The organism is Pseudomonas sp. R28(2017) (assembly GCF_002112505.1).
Classification (GTDB): domain Bacteria; phylum Pseudomonadota; class Gammaproteobacteria; order Pseudomonadales; family Pseudomonadaceae; genus Aquipseudomonas.
Genome location: NZ_NEHW01000002.1, coordinates 519,261 through 535,965 on the forward strand (window position 1 = coordinate 519,261; position 16,705 = coordinate 535,965).

Annotated in this window: 15 protein-coding genes; 10 read left to right on the forward strand and 5 right to left on the reverse strand. The window is 64.6% G+C overall.

Going from position 1 to position 16,705, the window contains the following annotated elements:
• Positions 1-181 precede the first annotated feature (181 nt).
• The 4 genes from CAF78_RS05200 (at position 182) to CAF78_RS05215 (ending at position 4,359) form a co-directional block, all read left to right on the forward strand.
• Positions 182-1,486, forward strand: a complete 1,305-nt coding sequence (locus CAF78_RS05200) for an MFS transporter (RefSeq protein WP_085679145.1) — start codon at positions 182-184, stop codon at positions 1,484-1,486.
• A 30-nt stretch (positions 1,487-1,516) separates the two neighbouring features.
• Positions 1,517-2,758, forward strand: coding sequence for a Zn-dependent hydrolase (locus tag CAF78_RS05205; protein ID WP_085679142.1), 1,242 nt, complete (start codon positions 1,517-1,519; stop codon positions 2,756-2,758).
• On the forward strand, positions 2,758-3,780 hold the full coding sequence (locus CAF78_RS05210) for a histone deacetylase family protein (RefSeq protein ID WP_085679139.1): 1,023 nt from the start codon (positions 2,758-2,760) through the stop codon (positions 3,778-3,780). The genes CAF78_RS05205 and CAF78_RS05210 overlap by 1 nt, the downstream gene beginning before the upstream one ends.
• A 246-nt stretch (positions 3,781-4,026) precedes the next feature.
• The gene (locus CAF78_RS05215; RefSeq protein ID WP_085679133.1) at positions 4,027-4,359 is read left to right on the forward strand and encodes an EF-hand domain-containing protein; all 333 of its coding nucleotides are present in this window, start codon (positions 4,027-4,029) and stop codon (positions 4,357-4,359) included.
• 114 nt (positions 4,360-4,473) lie between these two features.
• Here CAF78_RS05215 and CAF78_RS05220 read toward each other — a convergent pair whose 3' ends face one another.
• Positions 4,474-5,898 (reverse strand): PLP-dependent aminotransferase family protein, encoded by a 1,425-nt coding sequence (locus CAF78_RS05220; RefSeq protein WP_085679130.1) that lies wholly within the window; start codon positions 5,896-5,898, stop codon positions 4,474-4,476.
• 326 nt (positions 5,899-6,224) lie between these two features.
• On the opposite strand from CAF78_RS05220, the gene CAF78_RS05225 reads away from it, so the two are divergent.
• Positions 6,225-7,637 carry an amino acid permease gene (locus tag CAF78_RS05225; protein ID WP_085679128.1) on the forward strand — a complete coding sequence of 471 codons (1,413 nt, stop codon included), beginning with the start codon at positions 6,225-6,227 and terminating at the stop codon, positions 7,635-7,637.
• A 3-nt stretch (positions 7,638-7,640) separates the two neighbouring features.
• Here CAF78_RS05225 and CAF78_RS05230 read toward each other — a convergent pair whose 3' ends face one another.
• Positions 7,641-7,820 carry a hypothetical protein gene (locus CAF78_RS05230; RefSeq protein ID WP_085679126.1) on the reverse strand — a complete coding sequence of 60 codons (180 nt, stop codon included), beginning with the start codon at positions 7,818-7,820 and terminating at the stop codon, positions 7,641-7,643.
• A gap of 96 nt (positions 7,821-7,916) precedes the next feature.
• Here CAF78_RS05230 and tam point away from each other — a divergent pair, with 96 nt between their 5' ends.
• The gene (tam, locus tag CAF78_RS05235) at positions 7,917-8,693 is read left to right on the forward strand and encodes a trans-aconitate 2-methyltransferase (protein ID WP_085679122.1); all 777 of its coding nucleotides are present in this window, start codon (positions 7,917-7,919) and stop codon (positions 8,691-8,693) included.
• On the opposite strand, the gene CAF78_RS05240 is transcribed toward tam, so the two are convergent.
• Positions 8,690-9,055: a DUF2784 domain-containing protein gene (locus CAF78_RS05240; RefSeq protein ID WP_085679119.1), complete on the reverse strand. Its 366-nt coding sequence runs from the start codon at positions 9,053-9,055 to the stop codon at positions 8,690-8,692. The two genes, tam and CAF78_RS05240, sit on opposite strands and share 4 nt — an antisense overlap.
• A gap of 155 nt (positions 9,056-9,210) precedes the next feature.
• Entirely contained in the window at positions 9,211-10,080 is an 870-nt protein-coding gene (locus tag CAF78_RS05245) for a LysR family transcriptional regulator (protein WP_085679116.1), read from the reverse strand.
• A gap of 243 nt (positions 10,081-10,323) precedes the next feature.
• Between CAF78_RS05245 and CAF78_RS05250 the strand changes: the two genes are divergently transcribed.
• From CAF78_RS05250 to CAF78_RS05265, 4 genes are all read left to right on the forward strand, one after another.
• On the forward strand, positions 10,324-11,640 hold the full coding sequence (locus CAF78_RS05250) for an MFS transporter (protein WP_085679113.1): 1,317 nt from the start codon (positions 10,324-10,326) through the stop codon (positions 11,638-11,640).
• A 125-nt stretch (positions 11,641-11,765) separates the two neighbouring features.
• Positions 11,766-12,476 carry a YebC/PmpR family DNA-binding transcriptional regulator gene (locus tag CAF78_RS05255; RefSeq protein ID WP_051097568.1) on the forward strand — a complete coding sequence of 237 codons (711 nt, stop codon included), beginning with the start codon at positions 11,766-11,768 and terminating at the stop codon, positions 12,474-12,476.
• A gap of 191 nt (positions 12,477-12,667) precedes the next feature.
• On the forward strand, positions 12,668-13,612 hold the full coding sequence (locus CAF78_RS05260; protein WP_085679110.1) for a LysR family transcriptional regulator: 945 nt from the start codon (positions 12,668-12,670) through the stop codon (positions 13,610-13,612).
• An 80-nt stretch (positions 13,613-13,692) separates the two neighbouring features.
• The gene (locus CAF78_RS05265) at positions 13,693-15,105 is read left to right on the forward strand and encodes a DOPA decarboxylase (protein ID WP_085679107.1); all 1,413 of its coding nucleotides are present in this window, start codon (positions 13,693-13,695) and stop codon (positions 15,103-15,105) included.
• 135 nt (positions 15,106-15,240) lie between these two features.
• Here the strand turns inward: CAF78_RS05265 and CAF78_RS05270 are convergent, their stop codons facing one another.
• Positions 15,241-16,614 (reverse strand): MFS transporter, encoded by a 1,374-nt coding sequence (locus CAF78_RS05270; RefSeq protein ID WP_085679104.1) that lies wholly within the window; start codon positions 16,612-16,614, stop codon positions 15,241-15,243.
• Positions 16,615-16,705 lie beyond the last annotated feature (91 nt).

Below are 16,705 nucleotides of genomic sequence, written 5' to 3' on the forward strand. Positions count from 1 at the left end.
TTGGATGCTTCGCGGGCAAGCCCGCTCCCACAGAGACTTCACAAGGCCTGCATGCGGTGCAGTACCTGTGGGAGCGGGCTTGCCCGCGAAGCATCCAACACCGGCCACAAGGCCAGGCGCCGCCAGAGCGTCACTGTGATCCCGTCAACTCCTGCCAGAACAACAAGCAAAGGAGCCCCCCATGAAGCCCACCGCTTCGCCCCAGCCGCGCCGTGCCGCCGCCGCCGCGTTCATCGGCACCATGATCGAGTGGTACGACTTCTACATCTACGCCACCGCCGCCGCCCTGGTGTTCGGTGCCTTGTTCTTCCCCTCCGACGACAGCCTGTTCAGCACCATGGCTGCGTTCGGCACCTTCGCCGTGGGCTTCTTCGCCCGGCCACTGGGCGGCATCGTGTTCGGCCACGTGGGTGACCGTATCGGCCGCAAGAAGTCGCTGGTCATCACCCTGTTGATGATGGGTATCGTCACCGTGTGCATCGGTCTGTTGCCGACCTACGCGCAGATCGGCGCCGCCGCGCCGGTGCTGCTGATCATCCTGCGGGTGGTCCAGGGTATTGCCGTGGGTGGCGAGTGGGGCGGTGCCGTGCTCATGGCCGGTGAACATGCGCCCAAGGGCCGACGCAATTTCTTCGCCTCGTTCGCCCAGCTGGGCAGCCCGGCCGGCTTGATCCTGTCGCTGCTGGCCTTTGGTGCAGTGACCCGTCTGCCTGAAGAAGAATTGATGAGCTGGGGCTGGCGCGTGCCGTTCCTGGCCAGCGCGTTGTTGCTGCTGGTGGGCCTGGCGATTCGCCTGGGGGTCAACGAGTCGCCCGAGTTCATTGCCAGCCGTGAGCAGGCGGCCAGGGCCCAGCGCAAGGAACAGGCGCCGGTCCTGGAAGTGCTGCGCACCGCCTGGCGCCCGCTGCTGCTGTGCATCGGCGCCAACACCCTGGGCATTGCCGGGGTCTATTTCACCAACACCTTCATGATCAGCTACACCACCCAGCAACTGCACCTTGAGCGCTCGCTGATCCTCGAATGCCTATTCTTCGTGGCGGTCATCCAGTTCTGCGTGCAGCCGCTGGCCGCCTGGCTCTCTGAAAAACTTGGCGCCACCCGCTTCCTGGCCTTGGTCGCGTTGCTGGCGATGGCCTCGCCGTACCCGATGTTCGTGCTGGTCAGCTCCGGTGAAGGCCCGTTGATCGTGCTCGGCATCGCCCTGGCGGCGGCGTGCATGGCGTCGTTCTACGCGGTGATCGCGGGCTATGTCAGCGGCATGTTCGAAACCCGCGTGCGCTACACCGCGATTTCCCTGGCCTACCAGGTGTGCGGTGCCATCGCGGGCGGCCTGACCCCGCTGATCGGCACCTGGCTGGCCCACACCTTCACCGGCCAATGGTGGCCGATGGCGGTGTTCTACACCCTGATCGCCACCCTTTCGCTGGTCTGCGTGCTCGCCCTGGCGCGCCAGTACGCCCGTAGCCAGCGCCTGGAACTGGCCTGATCGATCCACCTGATTCTGGAGTACCCGCACATGTTGAAAAGCAATGGCGATCGCCTGTGGGCGAGCCTGATGGCCATGGCCGAAATCGGCGCCACCGCCCGTGGCGGCAGCTGCCGCCTGGCCCTGAGCGACGAGGACAAGGCGGGCCGCGAACTGTTCAGCCACTGGTGCCGCGAGGCCGGTTTGACGCTGAGCGTGGATGCCATCGGCAACCTGTTCGCCTGCCGCGCCGGCAGTGAGCCGGACGCCGCCCCGGTGATGATGGGCAGCCACCTCGACACCCAGCCCGAGGGCGGCCGTTTCGATGGTGTCTATGGCGTGCTGGCCGGGCTTGAGGTGGTGCGCCGCCTCAACGACCTGAACATCCAGACCCGCAAGCCGCTGGAAATCGCCGTGTGGACCAACGAGGAGGGCGCCCGTTTCACCCCGGCCATGTTCGGCTCGGCGGTGTTCACCGGCACCCTGGCACTGGACCAGGCGCTGGCCATCCGCGATGCCGATGGCATCAGCGTCGCCGACGAACTGCAGCGCACCGGCTATGCCGGCCAACGCCCGCTGGGCGGCCAGGTCGATGCCTACTTCGAGGCGCACATCGAGCAAGGCCCGATCCTCGAAGACAACGCCAAGGCCATCGGCGTGGTCAGCGGTGGCCAGGCCATCCGCTGGCTGGACGTGACCGTGGAAGGCATGGCGGCCCACGCCGGTACCACGCCGATGCCGCTGCGCAAGGACGCCCTGTACGGCGCCGCGCAGATGATTCAGGCGGTCGAGCACCTGGCGGCTGATTTTGCGCCAGAAGGCCTGACCACCGTGGGTGAACTGTCGATCGTCAAGTCCTCGCGCAACACCATCCCCGGTTCGCTGCGCTTCACCGTCGACCTGCGCCACCACCGCGACGCAGCCATCGAGGCCATGGAGCGCGACCTGACCCTGAAGTTGCAGGCCATCGCCAGCCAGCGCGGCCTGCAGGTGCGCATCGAGCGCCACTGGGTCAGCCCGGCCACGCCGTTCGATGCCGATTGCGTGGCCGCCGTGCAGCAGGCGGTGGACGGCCTTGGCTATGCCCAGCAGTCCATCGTCAGCGGCGCCGGCCACGACGCCATCCTGCTGGCCCGCTACTGCCCGACGGCGATGGTGTTCATCCCCTGCGTCGGCGGCCTGAGCCACAACGAAGCCGAAGACGTGTTGCCCGAGGACGCCCGCCAGGGCGTCGACGTACTGCTCAATGCCGTGCTGGCCCGCGCCGGCCAGGTCGAACAAGGAGAAGCCTGATGCGTTGCTACTTCCACCCTGAACAACTGCTGCACCATCCGCGCAGCTACTACTCGCGCGGCGCCATGCGCACCCCACAAGAAGTTCCCGAGCGTGCCCGGCACTTGCTGCAGGCCGCCAAGGACCTGGGCTTCGACATCCGCCAGCCCGACGATGCCGGCCTCGATCCGCTGAAGGCCGTGCACGGCAAGGCCTACCTGGCGTTCCTCGAAGAAGCCCATGCGCGCTGGAAGGAGGTGCCCGAGGACTGGGGCGACGAGGTCATGTCGAACATCTTCGTGCGCGAGCCCAACGCCCTGCGCGGCATCCTCGCCCAGGCTGCGCGCTACCTGGCTGACGGCAGCTGCCCGGTGGGTGAAAACACCTGGCGTTCGGCCTACTGGTCGGCGCAGAGCGCCGTGGCCGCGGCCAAGGCCATTCTCGATGGCGAGCCGGCGGCCTATGCGCTGTGCCGGCCACCGGGGCACCATGCGCGCTTCGATGCGGCGGGTGGGTTCTGCTACATCAACAATGCGGCCGTGGCGGCCCAGGCTTTGCGCAGCCGTTACAGCCGCGTGGCGATACTCGATACCGACATGCACCATGGGCAGGGGATCCAGGAGATCTTCTACGAACGCAACGATGTGCTGTACGTGTCGACCCATGGTGACCCGACCAACTTCTATCCGGGTGTGGCCGGATTCGAGGACGAGCGCGGCAGTGGCTTGGGGGAAGGGTACAACCTGAACCTGCCGATGGCGCACGGCGCCAGCGAGGCGGATTTCATGGGGCAGCTGGAGATCGCGCTGGATGCGGTGAAGGACTTTGGCGCCGAGGTGCTGGTGTTGTCGCTCGGGTTCGATATCTACGAGCTGGACCCGCAGAGCAAGGTGGCGGTGACGACTGAAGGTTTTGCCGAGTTAGGCGAGCGGATTCGGGCGTTGCGCTTGCCTTGCCTGATTGTGCAAGAGGGGGGGTATCACCTGGAGAGCCTGGAGGCGAATGCGCAAGCTTTCTTTGCTGACAAGGTGGACTGGCAATAGGTGCAGGGTGCCGGCAGCAGTGGTGCTACTGCAGGCCTCTTTGCGGGTGAAACCGCTCCCGCAGTTACGCCATCGTTTTCCGATGGTTGTTTACCATTGAAGTGGTTGCGACAGGCGAGGCGACATTGTGTTAGCCCAGGATTGATACAAGGGGCAACTGATATTTTTGTCAGTTGCCCGGCTTCCGAGAGCATGTGAGTCTGATGTTGCAGTACAGGGAATTCACTGATCTTTAGGAGATTGATCATGGGAAGTGTAAAAGTCGCCAACACTAATTTGCTCGACCTGTCGGCTTTGCTGGATTATATGGAGGTGGACTCGAATCTGGATGGCAAAGTTACCTACAGTGAGGTTTCCACGTATTTCAAAGGGCAGCTCGATCGCCTGATAATTGAACGCGATTACCTCGATGAGCAGCACAGGCAGTTAGAGGGTAAGCTCAAGCGAGTTGCCCAGAAGTTCACGTATCTGCAGAAAAAATTCTCGGCGTTTAATGATACCAATCGTGATGGCTATGTTTCGTTCGATGAGTTCAAGGCCGCACTGGCGAAAATCCCTGTTGTAGTAGAGTTGGAGTAAAGGCTGTTAGGCGAGGTTCACCGCGTGCCTGTGAGATCGAGCGCCGCGCGGGCGGCGCTCGATCTCACAGGCGCCGAAAATGCCACGGCGAACACCCTCGCCGCGCCACGGTCCCTAAATCCCACCCCGCCGCACATGCTTCACCAACACCTTCTCCAACAACTCCCACATCGCCGGGTCCGTACTGAACGCCACATTGAACCGCATCCACCCGGTAGCCTTGGCATCGACCATGAACAACTGCCCAGGCCCGAGCATGATGCCTTTCTCCAGCGCATCATCCAGCAACGCCGCGCTGTCCGGAATCGCTGGGTGGCGGGTCCAGATATACATCCCTTCATCCGACTCGATGAACAGTTCAAAGCCCAATCGATGCAGATGCCGGCCAACTTCCTGATGCGCCTCGGCCAGACGCTGGCGCAGGCGTTTGAGGTGCTTGCGCCAGCGCCCGTCGATGATCGCGGCATACACCACCCGCTCCATCACCTGCGAGGTGGTCAGCCCCGAGCGCATCTTTAGGTGCAGCAGCTTCTGCGACAGCTCCGGGTTGGCCAGCAGGTAGCCGACCCGCACGTTGGGCGAGATGCTCTTCGAGTAGCTGCCCACGTACACCACCTGCTGCAGGTGGTCGAGGCTGGCCAGGCACGGTTGCGGCTCGGCGACCATGTCGGCATACAGGTTGTTTTCCACCAGGCGGAAGCCGTGCTGGCTGGCCAGCTGCAGCAAGCGGTGCAGCTGCGGCAGCGGGGTGCGTGAGCAGGTCGGGCTGTGCAGGTGCGGCTGGGTGAAGAACGCGGTAGGGCGGTGATGCGCCAGCAGCTGCTCAAGGTGATTGAGGTCGTAACCGTTCGGCGTGCGTGGCACGCCGATCAACGTCGCGCCTTGGGTGCGCAGGATACTCATCAGGTTGGGGTAGCCGGGGTCGTCCACCAGCACCACGTCACCGGGGCGCACCAGGGTACGCACGGCCAGGTCCAGCGCCTGGCTGGCACCGTGGGTCAGCATCAGCTGCGCCGGGTTGCAGACGATCGACAGCTCCTGCTGCAGGTTCTGCGCGGTCAGCGCACGCAGCTCCGGCAGGCCCATCGGGTCGCCGTAGCCAGACAGTTCCAGCGGGCTGCCGGCCACCTGGCGCAGGCCGCGACGCAGGCCTTCTTCGTACATCCAGTCGTTGGGCAACCAGCCGCAGCCTGGCTTGAACGGCAGCTGGCGGATTTCGAAGATCTGTTGCAGGTACCACTCGGAATTGAACGTCGGGCGGCCAGTCTCGGCCTCGCTGTTCTGGCATTCCAGCAACTCGTTCGCCGCACGATTGACGAAGAACCCCGCATTGCCCTTGCTCACCAGCAAGCCCTGGGCGACCAGGCGGTCGTACGCCTCGACCACGGTGAAGGTGCTCACCGAATAGGTCGCGGCGAAGGCGCGAATCGACGGCACCTTGGCGCCGGGCTTGAGGGTCTGGTTGTCGATCAGCTCGCGCAGGCCGTCGATGATCTGGTTGACCAACGGCGTGGAGGAGTCTGGATGTAATTCGAACATTCGGGGCCTTCAAGGGTGCGGAACACCAGGCGCCGGCGGGGTGTATTGCATCGGCGGCCTGTACAGTGCAGTGCGAGATTCATGCCACTGTGCATGGCTCTCTACGTCGGACATTTTTACATTAGGTGTCAGATATCGCCACATAAAGCATGTTCAGTTCGTCTCAGGTGCCAACCCTGGGGCGCGTCAGCAGGCCGCCACGGAAGGCCTGCGTGTGTTTGCGCACACCATCCTGCCCGCATTAGCACTGATGTACAGGTGAAACCGAGAGCCATCGGGGTTTCACAGTTTTCCTTGGATAAAAAGAAGCACGGGGTACACAACTGATGGACGCAACATCCACAACCACCACCGCGAAAAGCGGGCACGAGAGCAAGCTCAGTGCCTCGCTCAAGTCGCGCCACCTGACGATGATGTCGATCGCCGGGGTTATCGGCGGCGCCTTGTTCGTCGGTTCCGGCAGCGTCATCCACAGCGCAGGCCCGGCCGCAGTACTGGCCTACCTGGCCGGCGGCATCCTGGTGGTCCTGATCATGCGCATGCTCGGTGAAATGGCGACGTCCTCGCCCGACACCGGCTCGTTCTCCACCTACGCCGACCGCGCGATCGGCCGCTGGGCCGGTTTCACCATCGGCTGGCTGTACTGGTGGTACTGGGTCATCCTGATGGCCTGGGAAGCCTATGTGGCGGGCAAGATCCTGCATGGCTTCTTCCCCGACGTGAGCGTCAACGTGTTCGTGCTGGCCACGACCCTGCTGCTGATCACCGTCAACTTCTTCAACGTCAAGCACTACGGCGAGTTCGAATTCTGGTTCGCGCTGATCAAGGTGGTGGCGATCGTCTGCTTCCTGGTGGTGTGCACCGCCGCGGTGATGAACATCTGGCAGTTCGGTGAAGTGCGTGGCATGACCCACCTGACCGCCGAAGGCTTCATGCCCAACGGCATTACCACGGTGATCGGGGCGTTGCTCGGGGTGATGTTCGCCTTCCTCGGCGCCGAAATCGTCACCATCGCCGCTTCTGAAGCCAAGGACCCGGCCACCCAGATCGTCAAGGCCACCAACTCGGTGGTATGGCGTGTGTGCCTGTTCTACGTCGGCTCGATCTTCCTGATCGTCTGCCTGGTACCGTGGAACGACCCGCAACTGGGCGTTTCCGGCTATGGCGCCTACCGCCGTACCCTGGAGCTGCTGGGCGTGCCGCACGCCGAGCTGCTGATGAACTTCGTGGTGCTGACCTCGGTGAGCAGCTGCCTGATCTCGGGCCACTACACCGCATCGCGCATGCTGTTCTCCCTGGCCCAGCGTGGCGACGCGCCGTCGTTCTTCAAGATCACCCGCGCCGGCACCGGTGTACCGGTGTACGCGATCATCGGCTCCTGCGCCGTGGCCGTGGTCTGCGCGCTGATCAACTTCAGCGAGACCCTGCGCCCGAAAGACGTGCTGGAAACCCTGATGAACACCACCGGCATGATCGCCCTGCTGGTGTACCTGGTGATCGCCTTCTCGCAGCTGCGCATGCGCCGCAAGCTGATCGCCGACGGCAAGGAAGTGCGCCTGCAGATGTGGCTGTTCCCGTGGCTGACCTACCTGGTGATCGGCTTCATCATCGCCGCGCTGGTGACCATGGCTTTCATGCCTGACTACCAGATCCTGGTGATCTCCACCGGCATCGCCGCGGCCGTCGTGGTGGCCATGGGTGTGGTGCACCAGATCCGCTCGGGCAAGCAGCAGCACTAAGCGTCACTTGCTGTTGGAAACGGCCGGCTCCCTTGGGGACCCGGCCGTTTCGCGTTTCTGGGCCTGGTGTTTTTCCGCGGGCATGTGAAAACGCTGGTTCATCCAGGGGGAACCGAGCAGGGCGGCTGCGGCGATCAGTGCCAGGATGGCCAGGGCCAGGGACAGTTTCATGGGCATGCGCATAAAAGGGATGACTTCAAGCATAGGTGGACAGTTCAGGCGCATGTGCGCCGTTACATGGCTTATGCTCACAGCATCGCCCGTCAAAAGGAGCCGCCCATGGCCTGGTCCGCCACCCAGTATTCCCTGTTCGAAGACGAACGCACCCGCGCCGTGCGCGACCTGCTGGCCGCCGTACCACCGCGGCCGGTGCGCCATGCCACCGACCTTGGCTGTGGCCCCGGCAACTCGACCGAAGTGCTGTTGCAGCGCTGTCCGGATGCCCAGGTGACGGCGCTGGACAGCGACAAGGACATGATTGACAAGGCCCGCGAACGCAAGCGCCTGCACATTCCGCGGGTGCGCTGCGAGATTGCCGATATCAGTGCCTGGACCGCTCCCGAGCCGCAGGACCTGATCCTGGCCAATGCCTCGCTGCAATGGGTGCCCGACCACGGTTCGCTGTACCCGCACCTGGTGCGCCAGCTGAGCGAGGGTGGCAGCCTGGCCGTGCAGACCCCGGACAACCTCGACGAGCCCGCGCACCGCCAGCTTCGCGAGATCGCCGGCCGTGGCCCCTGGGCCGGCAAGTTCGCCGATTTCAGTCTGCCACCGCGGCATAACGCGGCGTTCTACTACGACTTGCTTAGCCCGCTGTGTACGCGGGTGGATGTGTGGCGCACCACCTATCACCACCCGCTTGCTGGCGGCGCCGAGGCGGTGGTGGAGTGGTTCAAGGGGTCAGCCCTGCGGCCGTACCTGGCGAAGCTGGATGAAGAGGAGCAGGCGAGCTTCCTGCAGATGTACCTGCAGGCCATGCAGCATGACTACCCGGCTGCCACCGATGGCAAGGTGCTGCTGCCGTTCCCGCGGCTGTTCGTCGTCGCCACCCGTTAAGGCCGCCGCCAGCGCCGGATCACGTAGCCGTAGATGGCCAGGTTGAGCAGCAGCACGACGCCGCCCAGCAGCAGCTGGATCTGCGGCGTCAGGCCGGCGGGGTAGATCAGCGGCCAGAGGTAATGCTCGACGAAGCCACCATGGTACCCCGCATCACCGGCCGCCAGGCGCATGCGGTTTTCCCAGTCGGTGAGCGGGCATTCCAGGTGCAGGCCTTCCACCGCCAGGCCCCAGCCCAGGGCGGGGAGATGCAGGAGCAGGGCGGGACGCCACCTGAGCACCAGCAGGCCGCCGAACAGGACCAGCAGGATGAAGGCCAGGTGCAGCAGGACCAGGGCGTCGGCGGATATTCGGTAGAACATGGTGGATGGGGCTGCAATTGAGGTATTCCCAGCATAGCCGGGTCGCCTGTACCGGCCTCTTCGCGGGCACGCCCGCTCCCACAGGATCACCACAGATTCGAAGATTGTGGTGATCCTGTGGGAGCGGGCGTGCCCGCGAAGAGGCCGGTAAGGTCCTACAACGCTTCCTGAACCATCTGCAGGAAGGTCGCCACCACCCGCCGCGAACGCTGCTCGCTCAGGCACACCAGGGTCTCGGTCAGGTGCCGCTGGCAGTCGACGATGGGCAACGCACACACCCGCGCATCCGCGCCAAATTCGGCCGCCGACACCACCCCCACGCCAATCCCCACCACCACGGCCTCGCGCGCTGCCTCGCGCCCCTCCACCTGAATCGCCGGGCGAATCCGCAAGCCTGCGCGCTGCATCTCCTCCTCCAGCGTCTGCCGCGTCACCGACCCCGGCTCGCGCAGTACCAGCGGGGTGTCGTCCAGGTCCGCCAGTTGGATCGAACCACGGCTGGCCCACGGGTGGTTGTGCGAGACGAACGCCACCATCGGGTCACGGCGCAACGGCACGCAAAACAGCCGCTCGTCATCGACATCGCGCCCGAGCAACGCCAGGTCGGCCTGGTAGCTGAACAGCCGGGAAAGCGACTCGTCGGTATTGCCGGTCTCGATCTTGACCTGAATGCCCGGGTAGCGCTGGCAGAAGCGCGCGATCTGCGGCAGCACGTGCACGGGCGCATCCACCGCCAGCACCAGGCTGCCGGTGTGCAGGGCACGGGAATCCTGCAGCAGGTCATGGGCTTCGGCTTCGCAGGCGAACAGGCGCTGGCTGATGCCCAGCAGGCGCTCGCCCAGGTCGGTCAGCTGCACCGAGCGCTTGTTGCGGTGAAACAGCAACACGCCGAAGCGTTCTTCGAGCTTGCGCACCTGGTCGGACACCGCCGGCTGGGTCAGAAACAGTTTTTCTGCCGCGCGGGTGAAGCTGCCGTGCACGGCCACTGCGTGGAACGCCTTGAGTTGAGCGTGGGATACCGACATGCCGACTCCAGTAACAAGCTGAGCTTATGTGTGAAATACGATAAATCGATTTTCTTTATCAGTCAGCAACTGTTTCCATACGTTTCAACCCGAGGCCGTCGCCACAAGCAGCGGCCGGGCCATGGCCCGCACACCGTGCCATCTGACCAGATGACGAGCCTTCGTCATGCAGTGCGCAACACAACAACAAGACAGGCGTTTTTTAACAATCTGCCGGCACACTTGAGCAAGAGGTCAGAGTCAATGAATCAATCACTAGCCGCGTTGAAACGCTGGCGCATCCAGATTTTCGCGATCACCTGGCTGGCCTACGCCGCCTTCTACTTCACCCGCAAAGCCTTCTCGGTGGCCAAGCTCGGCATCGGTGAAGACCCGACGTTCATGCTCGACAAGGCCGCCATGGCCAACCTCGACGCCATCTACCTGGCCGCCTACGCCGTGGGCCAGTTCACCTGGGGCATGCTCGCCGACCGTTTCGGCCCGCGGGTGGTGGTGTTGGGCGGCTTGCTGATTTCGGCGGTGGCCGCAGTGGTGATGGGCAGTTACGCGACCTTCCCGATCTTCGCTACCTGCATGCTGATCCAGGGCCTGGCGCAATCCACCGGCTGGGCCGGGCTGTGCAAGAACATCGGCAGCTTCTTCCCGGCTTCACAGCGCGGTCGGGTGCTGGGGCTGTGGAGTTCGTGCTATGCCTTCGGTGGCCTGGTCGCGTCGCCGTTCGCCGGCTGGTGGGCCTACACCCTGGTCGGCACCTGGCATGCGGCATTCTTCTCCAGTGCCGCAGTGGTGGCCGGCGTGGCCGTGCTGTTCTTCTTCCTGCAGCGCAACAAGCCCGAAGACGTCGGCCTGGCAGCGGTCGAGCCCGAGCCGCAGAGCATGGCCCCGGCCGGCAACCTGTGCAGCGTTTGGGCGCCGCTGCGCGAGATCCTGCGCAACCGCACGGTGCTGACCCTGGGCCTGGCCTACTTCCTGTTGAAACCGGCGCGTTACGCGATCCTGCTGTGGGGCCCGGTGATTGTCTTCGAGCAGATGCCTTCGGTCGGCAAGGTCGGCGCGGCGATCATCCCCACCGCCTTCGAACTGGCCGGGCTGCTCGGCCCGATCATCATCGGCCTGGCTTCGGACAAGCTGTTCGGCGCCCGGCGCATGCCGGCCTGCGTGATCAGCCTGGTGCTGCTGACAGTGACCCTGGCAGCCTTCATGGCGGCCATGCACAGTGGCAGCATCGTGATGGTGGTGGCCTTGCTGTTCGTCATGGGCCTGACCCTGTACGGGCCGGACTCGATGATCAGCGGCGCGGCGGCCATCGACTTCGGCACGGCCAAGGCCGGCGCCACGGCGGCGGGCTTTGTCAACGGCTGCGGCTCGGTGGGCGCGGTGCTCGGCGGCTTGCTGCCGGGCTACTTCGACAGCGTCACGGTGTTCATCGTGTTTGCCGGTTGCGCGCTGTTCTCGGCCCTGGTGCTGCTGCCGCACTGGAACAGCCGCCCGGCCGGCACGCCCGAGGCCAACGACGTGGCCCCGAACACCAGCATGGCGATCAAGCCACTGCGTACCTGAAGGAAAGCGGGCAAGGTCGACAAGGCGTGAGATTACTTGTCGATCCACCGTCCGAGGGCGTATAAACTGCACCCACTTTTGGCCGGTCGCTTCCTGAACCGGCCGCTGAAACAAAGAGAGTCGACATGGGCGCACAGTGGAAAGCCAAACATAGAGAAACAGCTGCCAATGCCAAGGGCAAGATCATGGGCAAGCTGGCCAAGGAAATCCAGATCGCTGCCAAATCCGGCGCCGACCCGGACATGAACCCGCGCCTGCGCCTGGCCATCGTCCAGGCCAAGAAAGCGTCGATGACCCGTGAAACCCTGGAGCGTGCGATCAAGAAAGGCGCTGGTCTGGACGGCGAAGCCGTGCAGTACCATGCCGTCAGCTATGAAGGCTTCGCCCCGCACCAGGTGCCTCTGATCGTCGAGTGCCTGACCGACAACGTCAACCGCACCGTGGCACAGATCCGCGTGCTGTTCCGCAAGGGCCAGCTGGGCGCCAGCGGCTCGGTGACCTGGGACTTCAACCACGTCGGCCTGATCGAAGCCACCCCGGAAGGCGATGCCGACCCGGAAATGGCCGCCATCGAAGCCGGTGCCCAGGACTTCGAGGAAGGTGAAGAAGAAGGTTCGACCCTGTTCATCACCGACACCACCGACCTGGATGCCGTGCAGAAGGCGCTGCCGGAGCATGGCTTCACCGTGACTTCGGCGAAGATCGGCTATACCCCGAAGAACCCGGTGAGCGCGGCCAGCCTCAGTGCTGAAGCGCTGGCCGAGGTTGAAGCGTTTCTCGAAGCGATCGACGAGAACGATGACGTGCAGAACGTCTACGTTGGCCTGACTGCCTGACCGTCGGGGCCGCTTTGCGGCCATTCGCGGGCAAGCCCGCTCCCACAGGGACAACACAAGCCATGGCATTGTGAAGTACCTGTGGGAGCAACTGAGCAACTGTCTTGCTCAATTTCTAGAATCTGGCGCGATCCCTGTGGGAGCGGGCTTGCCCGCGAATGGGCCGGTGATTTTCATCGAGGGAAGCCTGCATGAACCCGACTTTCGCCTCCCTCAGCCTCGCCCACCTGCGCACCCTCGACTGCCTCCTGCAGCTCAAGAACCTCAGCCATGCCGCCGACCGCCTGGGCGTCAGCCAATCGGCCCTGAGCCGTCAGCTGGCCCACCTGCGCGAAGCCTTCGACGACTCATTGCTGGTACGCCAAGGCCGCGGCTATGTACTCAGCGAACACGCCGAGTCCCTGGTCGAACCCCTGCGCCAGGTGCTCGAAGAGCTCCAGGCCCTGCGCCAACCTGCCACCTTCGACCCGGCCCGCTGCGAGCGGCGCTTCTGCCTGGCCGCCTCCGACTACGTGGCCGAGCACATGCTGCCGCTGCTGGTGGCCGCGCTGGAGCAGGAGGCCCCGGGCGTGTCCATCGATTACCGCACCTGGCAGGCCGGGCAGTATGCCTTGCTGGCCAGCGGCGAGATCGACCTGGCCACCACCCTGTTCGACGAGTCGCCGCCCAACCTGCATGGCCGGCTGCTCGGCGAAGACCGCGCGGTGTGCCTGATGCGCCGCGATCACCCGCTGACCGCCCTGGCGGTGCTGGGGCAGGACGATTACCTGGCCTGCAAGCATGTGCGTATTTCCGGGGGTGGCGACAAGGACAGCTTCATCGACCGCCACCTGCGTGCCCAGGGGTTGCAGCGGCGCATCAGCCTGGAGGTGCCGTTCTTCTCGGCCACCGTCCAGGTGATCGGCAACAGCCAGGCGCTGGCCACCGTGCCCGAGCACATCGCCCGGCAACTGTGCCGCCTGCATGGCCTGGCGTGGCGGCCGTTGGGGTTTGTCGAGCACACCCAGCGCTACTGGGTGGTGTGGCATCAGCGCTTGCAGGCCTCGGCCGAGCACCGCTGGTTGCGTAACCGGGTGTTCGAGCTGTGGCGGCAGTCGCAGTTCGGCGTACAGGGCGGGGTTGCGGGTTTGCCATAGCAGGTATGCGCGAAGCGGGGTTATTCGCCTGGGCGTGGGCGCCTAGACTGGGGTAGAAGATAACCCACAGGAGCGCGCGCGTGACCCCAGAACAATTCCGCCAGTACGGCCACCAGCTGATCGACCTGATCGCCGACTACCGCCAAACCGTCGGCGAGCGCCCGGTCATGGCCCAGGTCGAGCCCGGCTACCTCAAGGCCCAGCTGCCACAAGGCGCGCCGCAGCAGGGCGAGCCGTTCGACGCCATCCTCGACGATGTCAATCAATTGGTCATGCCTGGCCTGTCGCACTGGCAGCACCCGGACTTCTATGGCTACTTCCCGTCCAACGGCACCCTGTCGTCGGTGCTCGGCGACTTCCTCAGCACCGGCCTCGGCGTGCTGGGCCTGTCGTGGCAATCCAGCCCGGCGCTGAGCGAGCTGGAAGAAACCACCCTCGACTGGCTGCGCCAGTTGCTTGGCCTGTCGGCCCAGTGGAGCGGGGTTATCCAGGACACCGCATCCACCAGCACCCTGGTGGCGCTGATCAGCGCCCGTGAGCGTGCCACCGACTATGCGCTGGTGCGCGGCGGCCTGCAGGCCGAGGCCAAGCCGCTGATCGTCTATGTCAGCGCCCATGCCCACAGCTCGGTGGACAAGGCCGCGCTGCTGGCCGGCTTCGGTCGCGCCAACATCCGCCTGATCGCCACCGACGAACAATTCGCCATGCGCCCGGAGGCACTGCGGGCTGCCATCGAGCAGGACCTGGCCGCCGGCAACCAGCCCTGTGCCGTGGTTGCCACCACGGGCACCACGACCACCACCGCCCTCGACCCGCTGCGCCCGATCGGCGAAATCGCCCAGGCCAACGGGTTGTGGCTGCATGTCGACTCGGCCATGGCCGGCTCGGCGATGATCCTGCCGGAGTGCCGCTGGATGTGGGAGGGCATCGAGCTGGCCGACTCCGTGGTGGTCAACGCGCACAAGTGGCTGGGCGTGGCGTTCGATTGCTCGATCTATTACGTGCGTGATCCGCAGCACCTGATCCGGGTGATGAGCACCAACCCGAGCTACCTGCAGTCGGCGGTCGATGGGGAGGTGAAGAACCTGCGCGATTGGGGTATTCCGCTGGGCCGCCGGTTCCGTGCGTTGAAACTGTGGTTCATGTTGCGCAGCGAAGGCGTGGAGGCGTTGCAGCAGCGCCTGCGGCGGGACCTGGAGAACGCGCGCTGGCTGGCGGAGCAGGTGAATGCAGTTGCAGAATGGGAAGTGCTGGCGCCGGTGCAACTGCAGACTTTGTGCATTCGCCATCGGCCGGCCGGGCTGGAGGGGGAGGCGCTGGATGCGCATACCAAGGCGTGGGCTGAGCGGCTGAATGCCTCCGGGGTGGCGTATGTGACGCCAGCGACGCTGGAAGGTCGGTGGATGGTGCGGGTTTCGGTGGGGGCCTTGCCGACCGAGCGGGAGCATGTGGAGAAACTTTGGCTGAACCTGCAAGAAGTGGTTAAAGGCTGATATCGCTGGGGCTGCCTTGCAGCCCATTCGCGGGCAAGCCCGCTCCCACAGGCCACCACAAAGCCAAGGCTTGTGATATCCCTGTGGGAGCGGGCTTGCCCGCGAATGGGCCGCAAAGCGGCCCCTTGCAATTTATCAGTGGCTCACTGCCTGAAAGCTGCCTTTACGGCTGGCCTCGAAGGCATCCTTGTCCATCGGCTTGGCATCCGGGTTACCCAGGTCTTCCATCGCCATGCGGTGGGTCTCCGGCGCAATGTAGGCCGCCAGTGCACACACGCAGGTGATGAAGAACGCCAGGCCACCGATCACCAGCGGAATGTTGTCCGAACCCGGTGGCGCCACCAGGGCGAACAGTGCTGGCAGCATGGCCGTCAGCATGGTGCCGATGTTCTGCGCGATGGCCATGGCCGAGACGCGGTAGCGGGTGTGGAACAGCTCCGGGTAGAAGCTTGGGAACACCGCGTTGTAGCCCTGGTAGACCATGCCCCACATCACGATCGAGGCCGCAAAGGCCAGCGGCACGTTCTGGATGCTGATGGCATACAGGTAGACGAAGGCCAGCAGGCCCGAACCCAGGCAGCCGGCGATCATGGTCGGGCGGCGGCCGATCTTGTCGGACAGGTTGCCCACGAACGGGATCACCAGCACCGCGACGATGTTGCCCACCACCGGGATCCACAGGTACACGCTCTTGTCGAAGCCGATGCCGTAGGCCGGCTGCACCGCATAGGCGGCGCCGAAGATGGTGGCGACCACCGGGATCACGTTCATCAGGGCCATGAACATCACCAGCACCATGTGCTTCCAGCTGTGGCGGAAGGCTTCGCTGATCGGCGACTTGGCCACCTTGTCCTGTTTCTCTTCCTTCACGAACGCCGGAGTTTCGTGCACTTCCTTGCGGATGATGAAGCCGGCAATCAGCACGAAGGCGCTCATCAGGAACGGAATGCGCCAGCCCCAGTCGTTGAAGGCTTCGCTGGGCATGAAGTAGGCCAGTGGCAGGAACACCGCCGCCGCCAGTACCTGGCCGGCCTGCACGCCCTGCAAGGTGAAGCTGGCGTAATACCCTCGCCGGCCGAACGGGGCGTGTTCCATGATCATCGAGCTGGCACCGGAAATTTCACCGGCCACGGCAAAGCCTTGGACCAGGCGCAGCAGCACCAGCAAGGCCGGGGCCAGCAGGCCGATGTCGTGGTAGGTCGGCAGCAGGCCGACAGCCATGGTCGACAGGCCCATCAGGAACATGCACAGCAACAGCACGTTCTTGCGCCCGCGGGTGTCGCCCCAGTGGCCGAGCACGAAGGCCCCGACCGGGCGCGCCAGGTAGCCCACACCGTAGGTGGCCAGCGAGGCGATGATGGCCATTTTCGGGTCGGTGTTGGGGAAGAAGATCTGCGGGAAGATCAGCGCCGCAGCCTGGGCATAGATGAAGAAATCGTAGTATTCGAGTGCCGAGCCAATCCATCCGCTGGCGGTCGCTTTCTTGGCTTGAGAGCTTGAGTGAGCCATCGTTGTCTCCGTTGTTCTTGTAGGTCGCCGCACGGCTGGCGTCGCCCAGGGGCGGCCAGAGGGAGGTGCGATCGCTTGTCGGGAGTAGGGC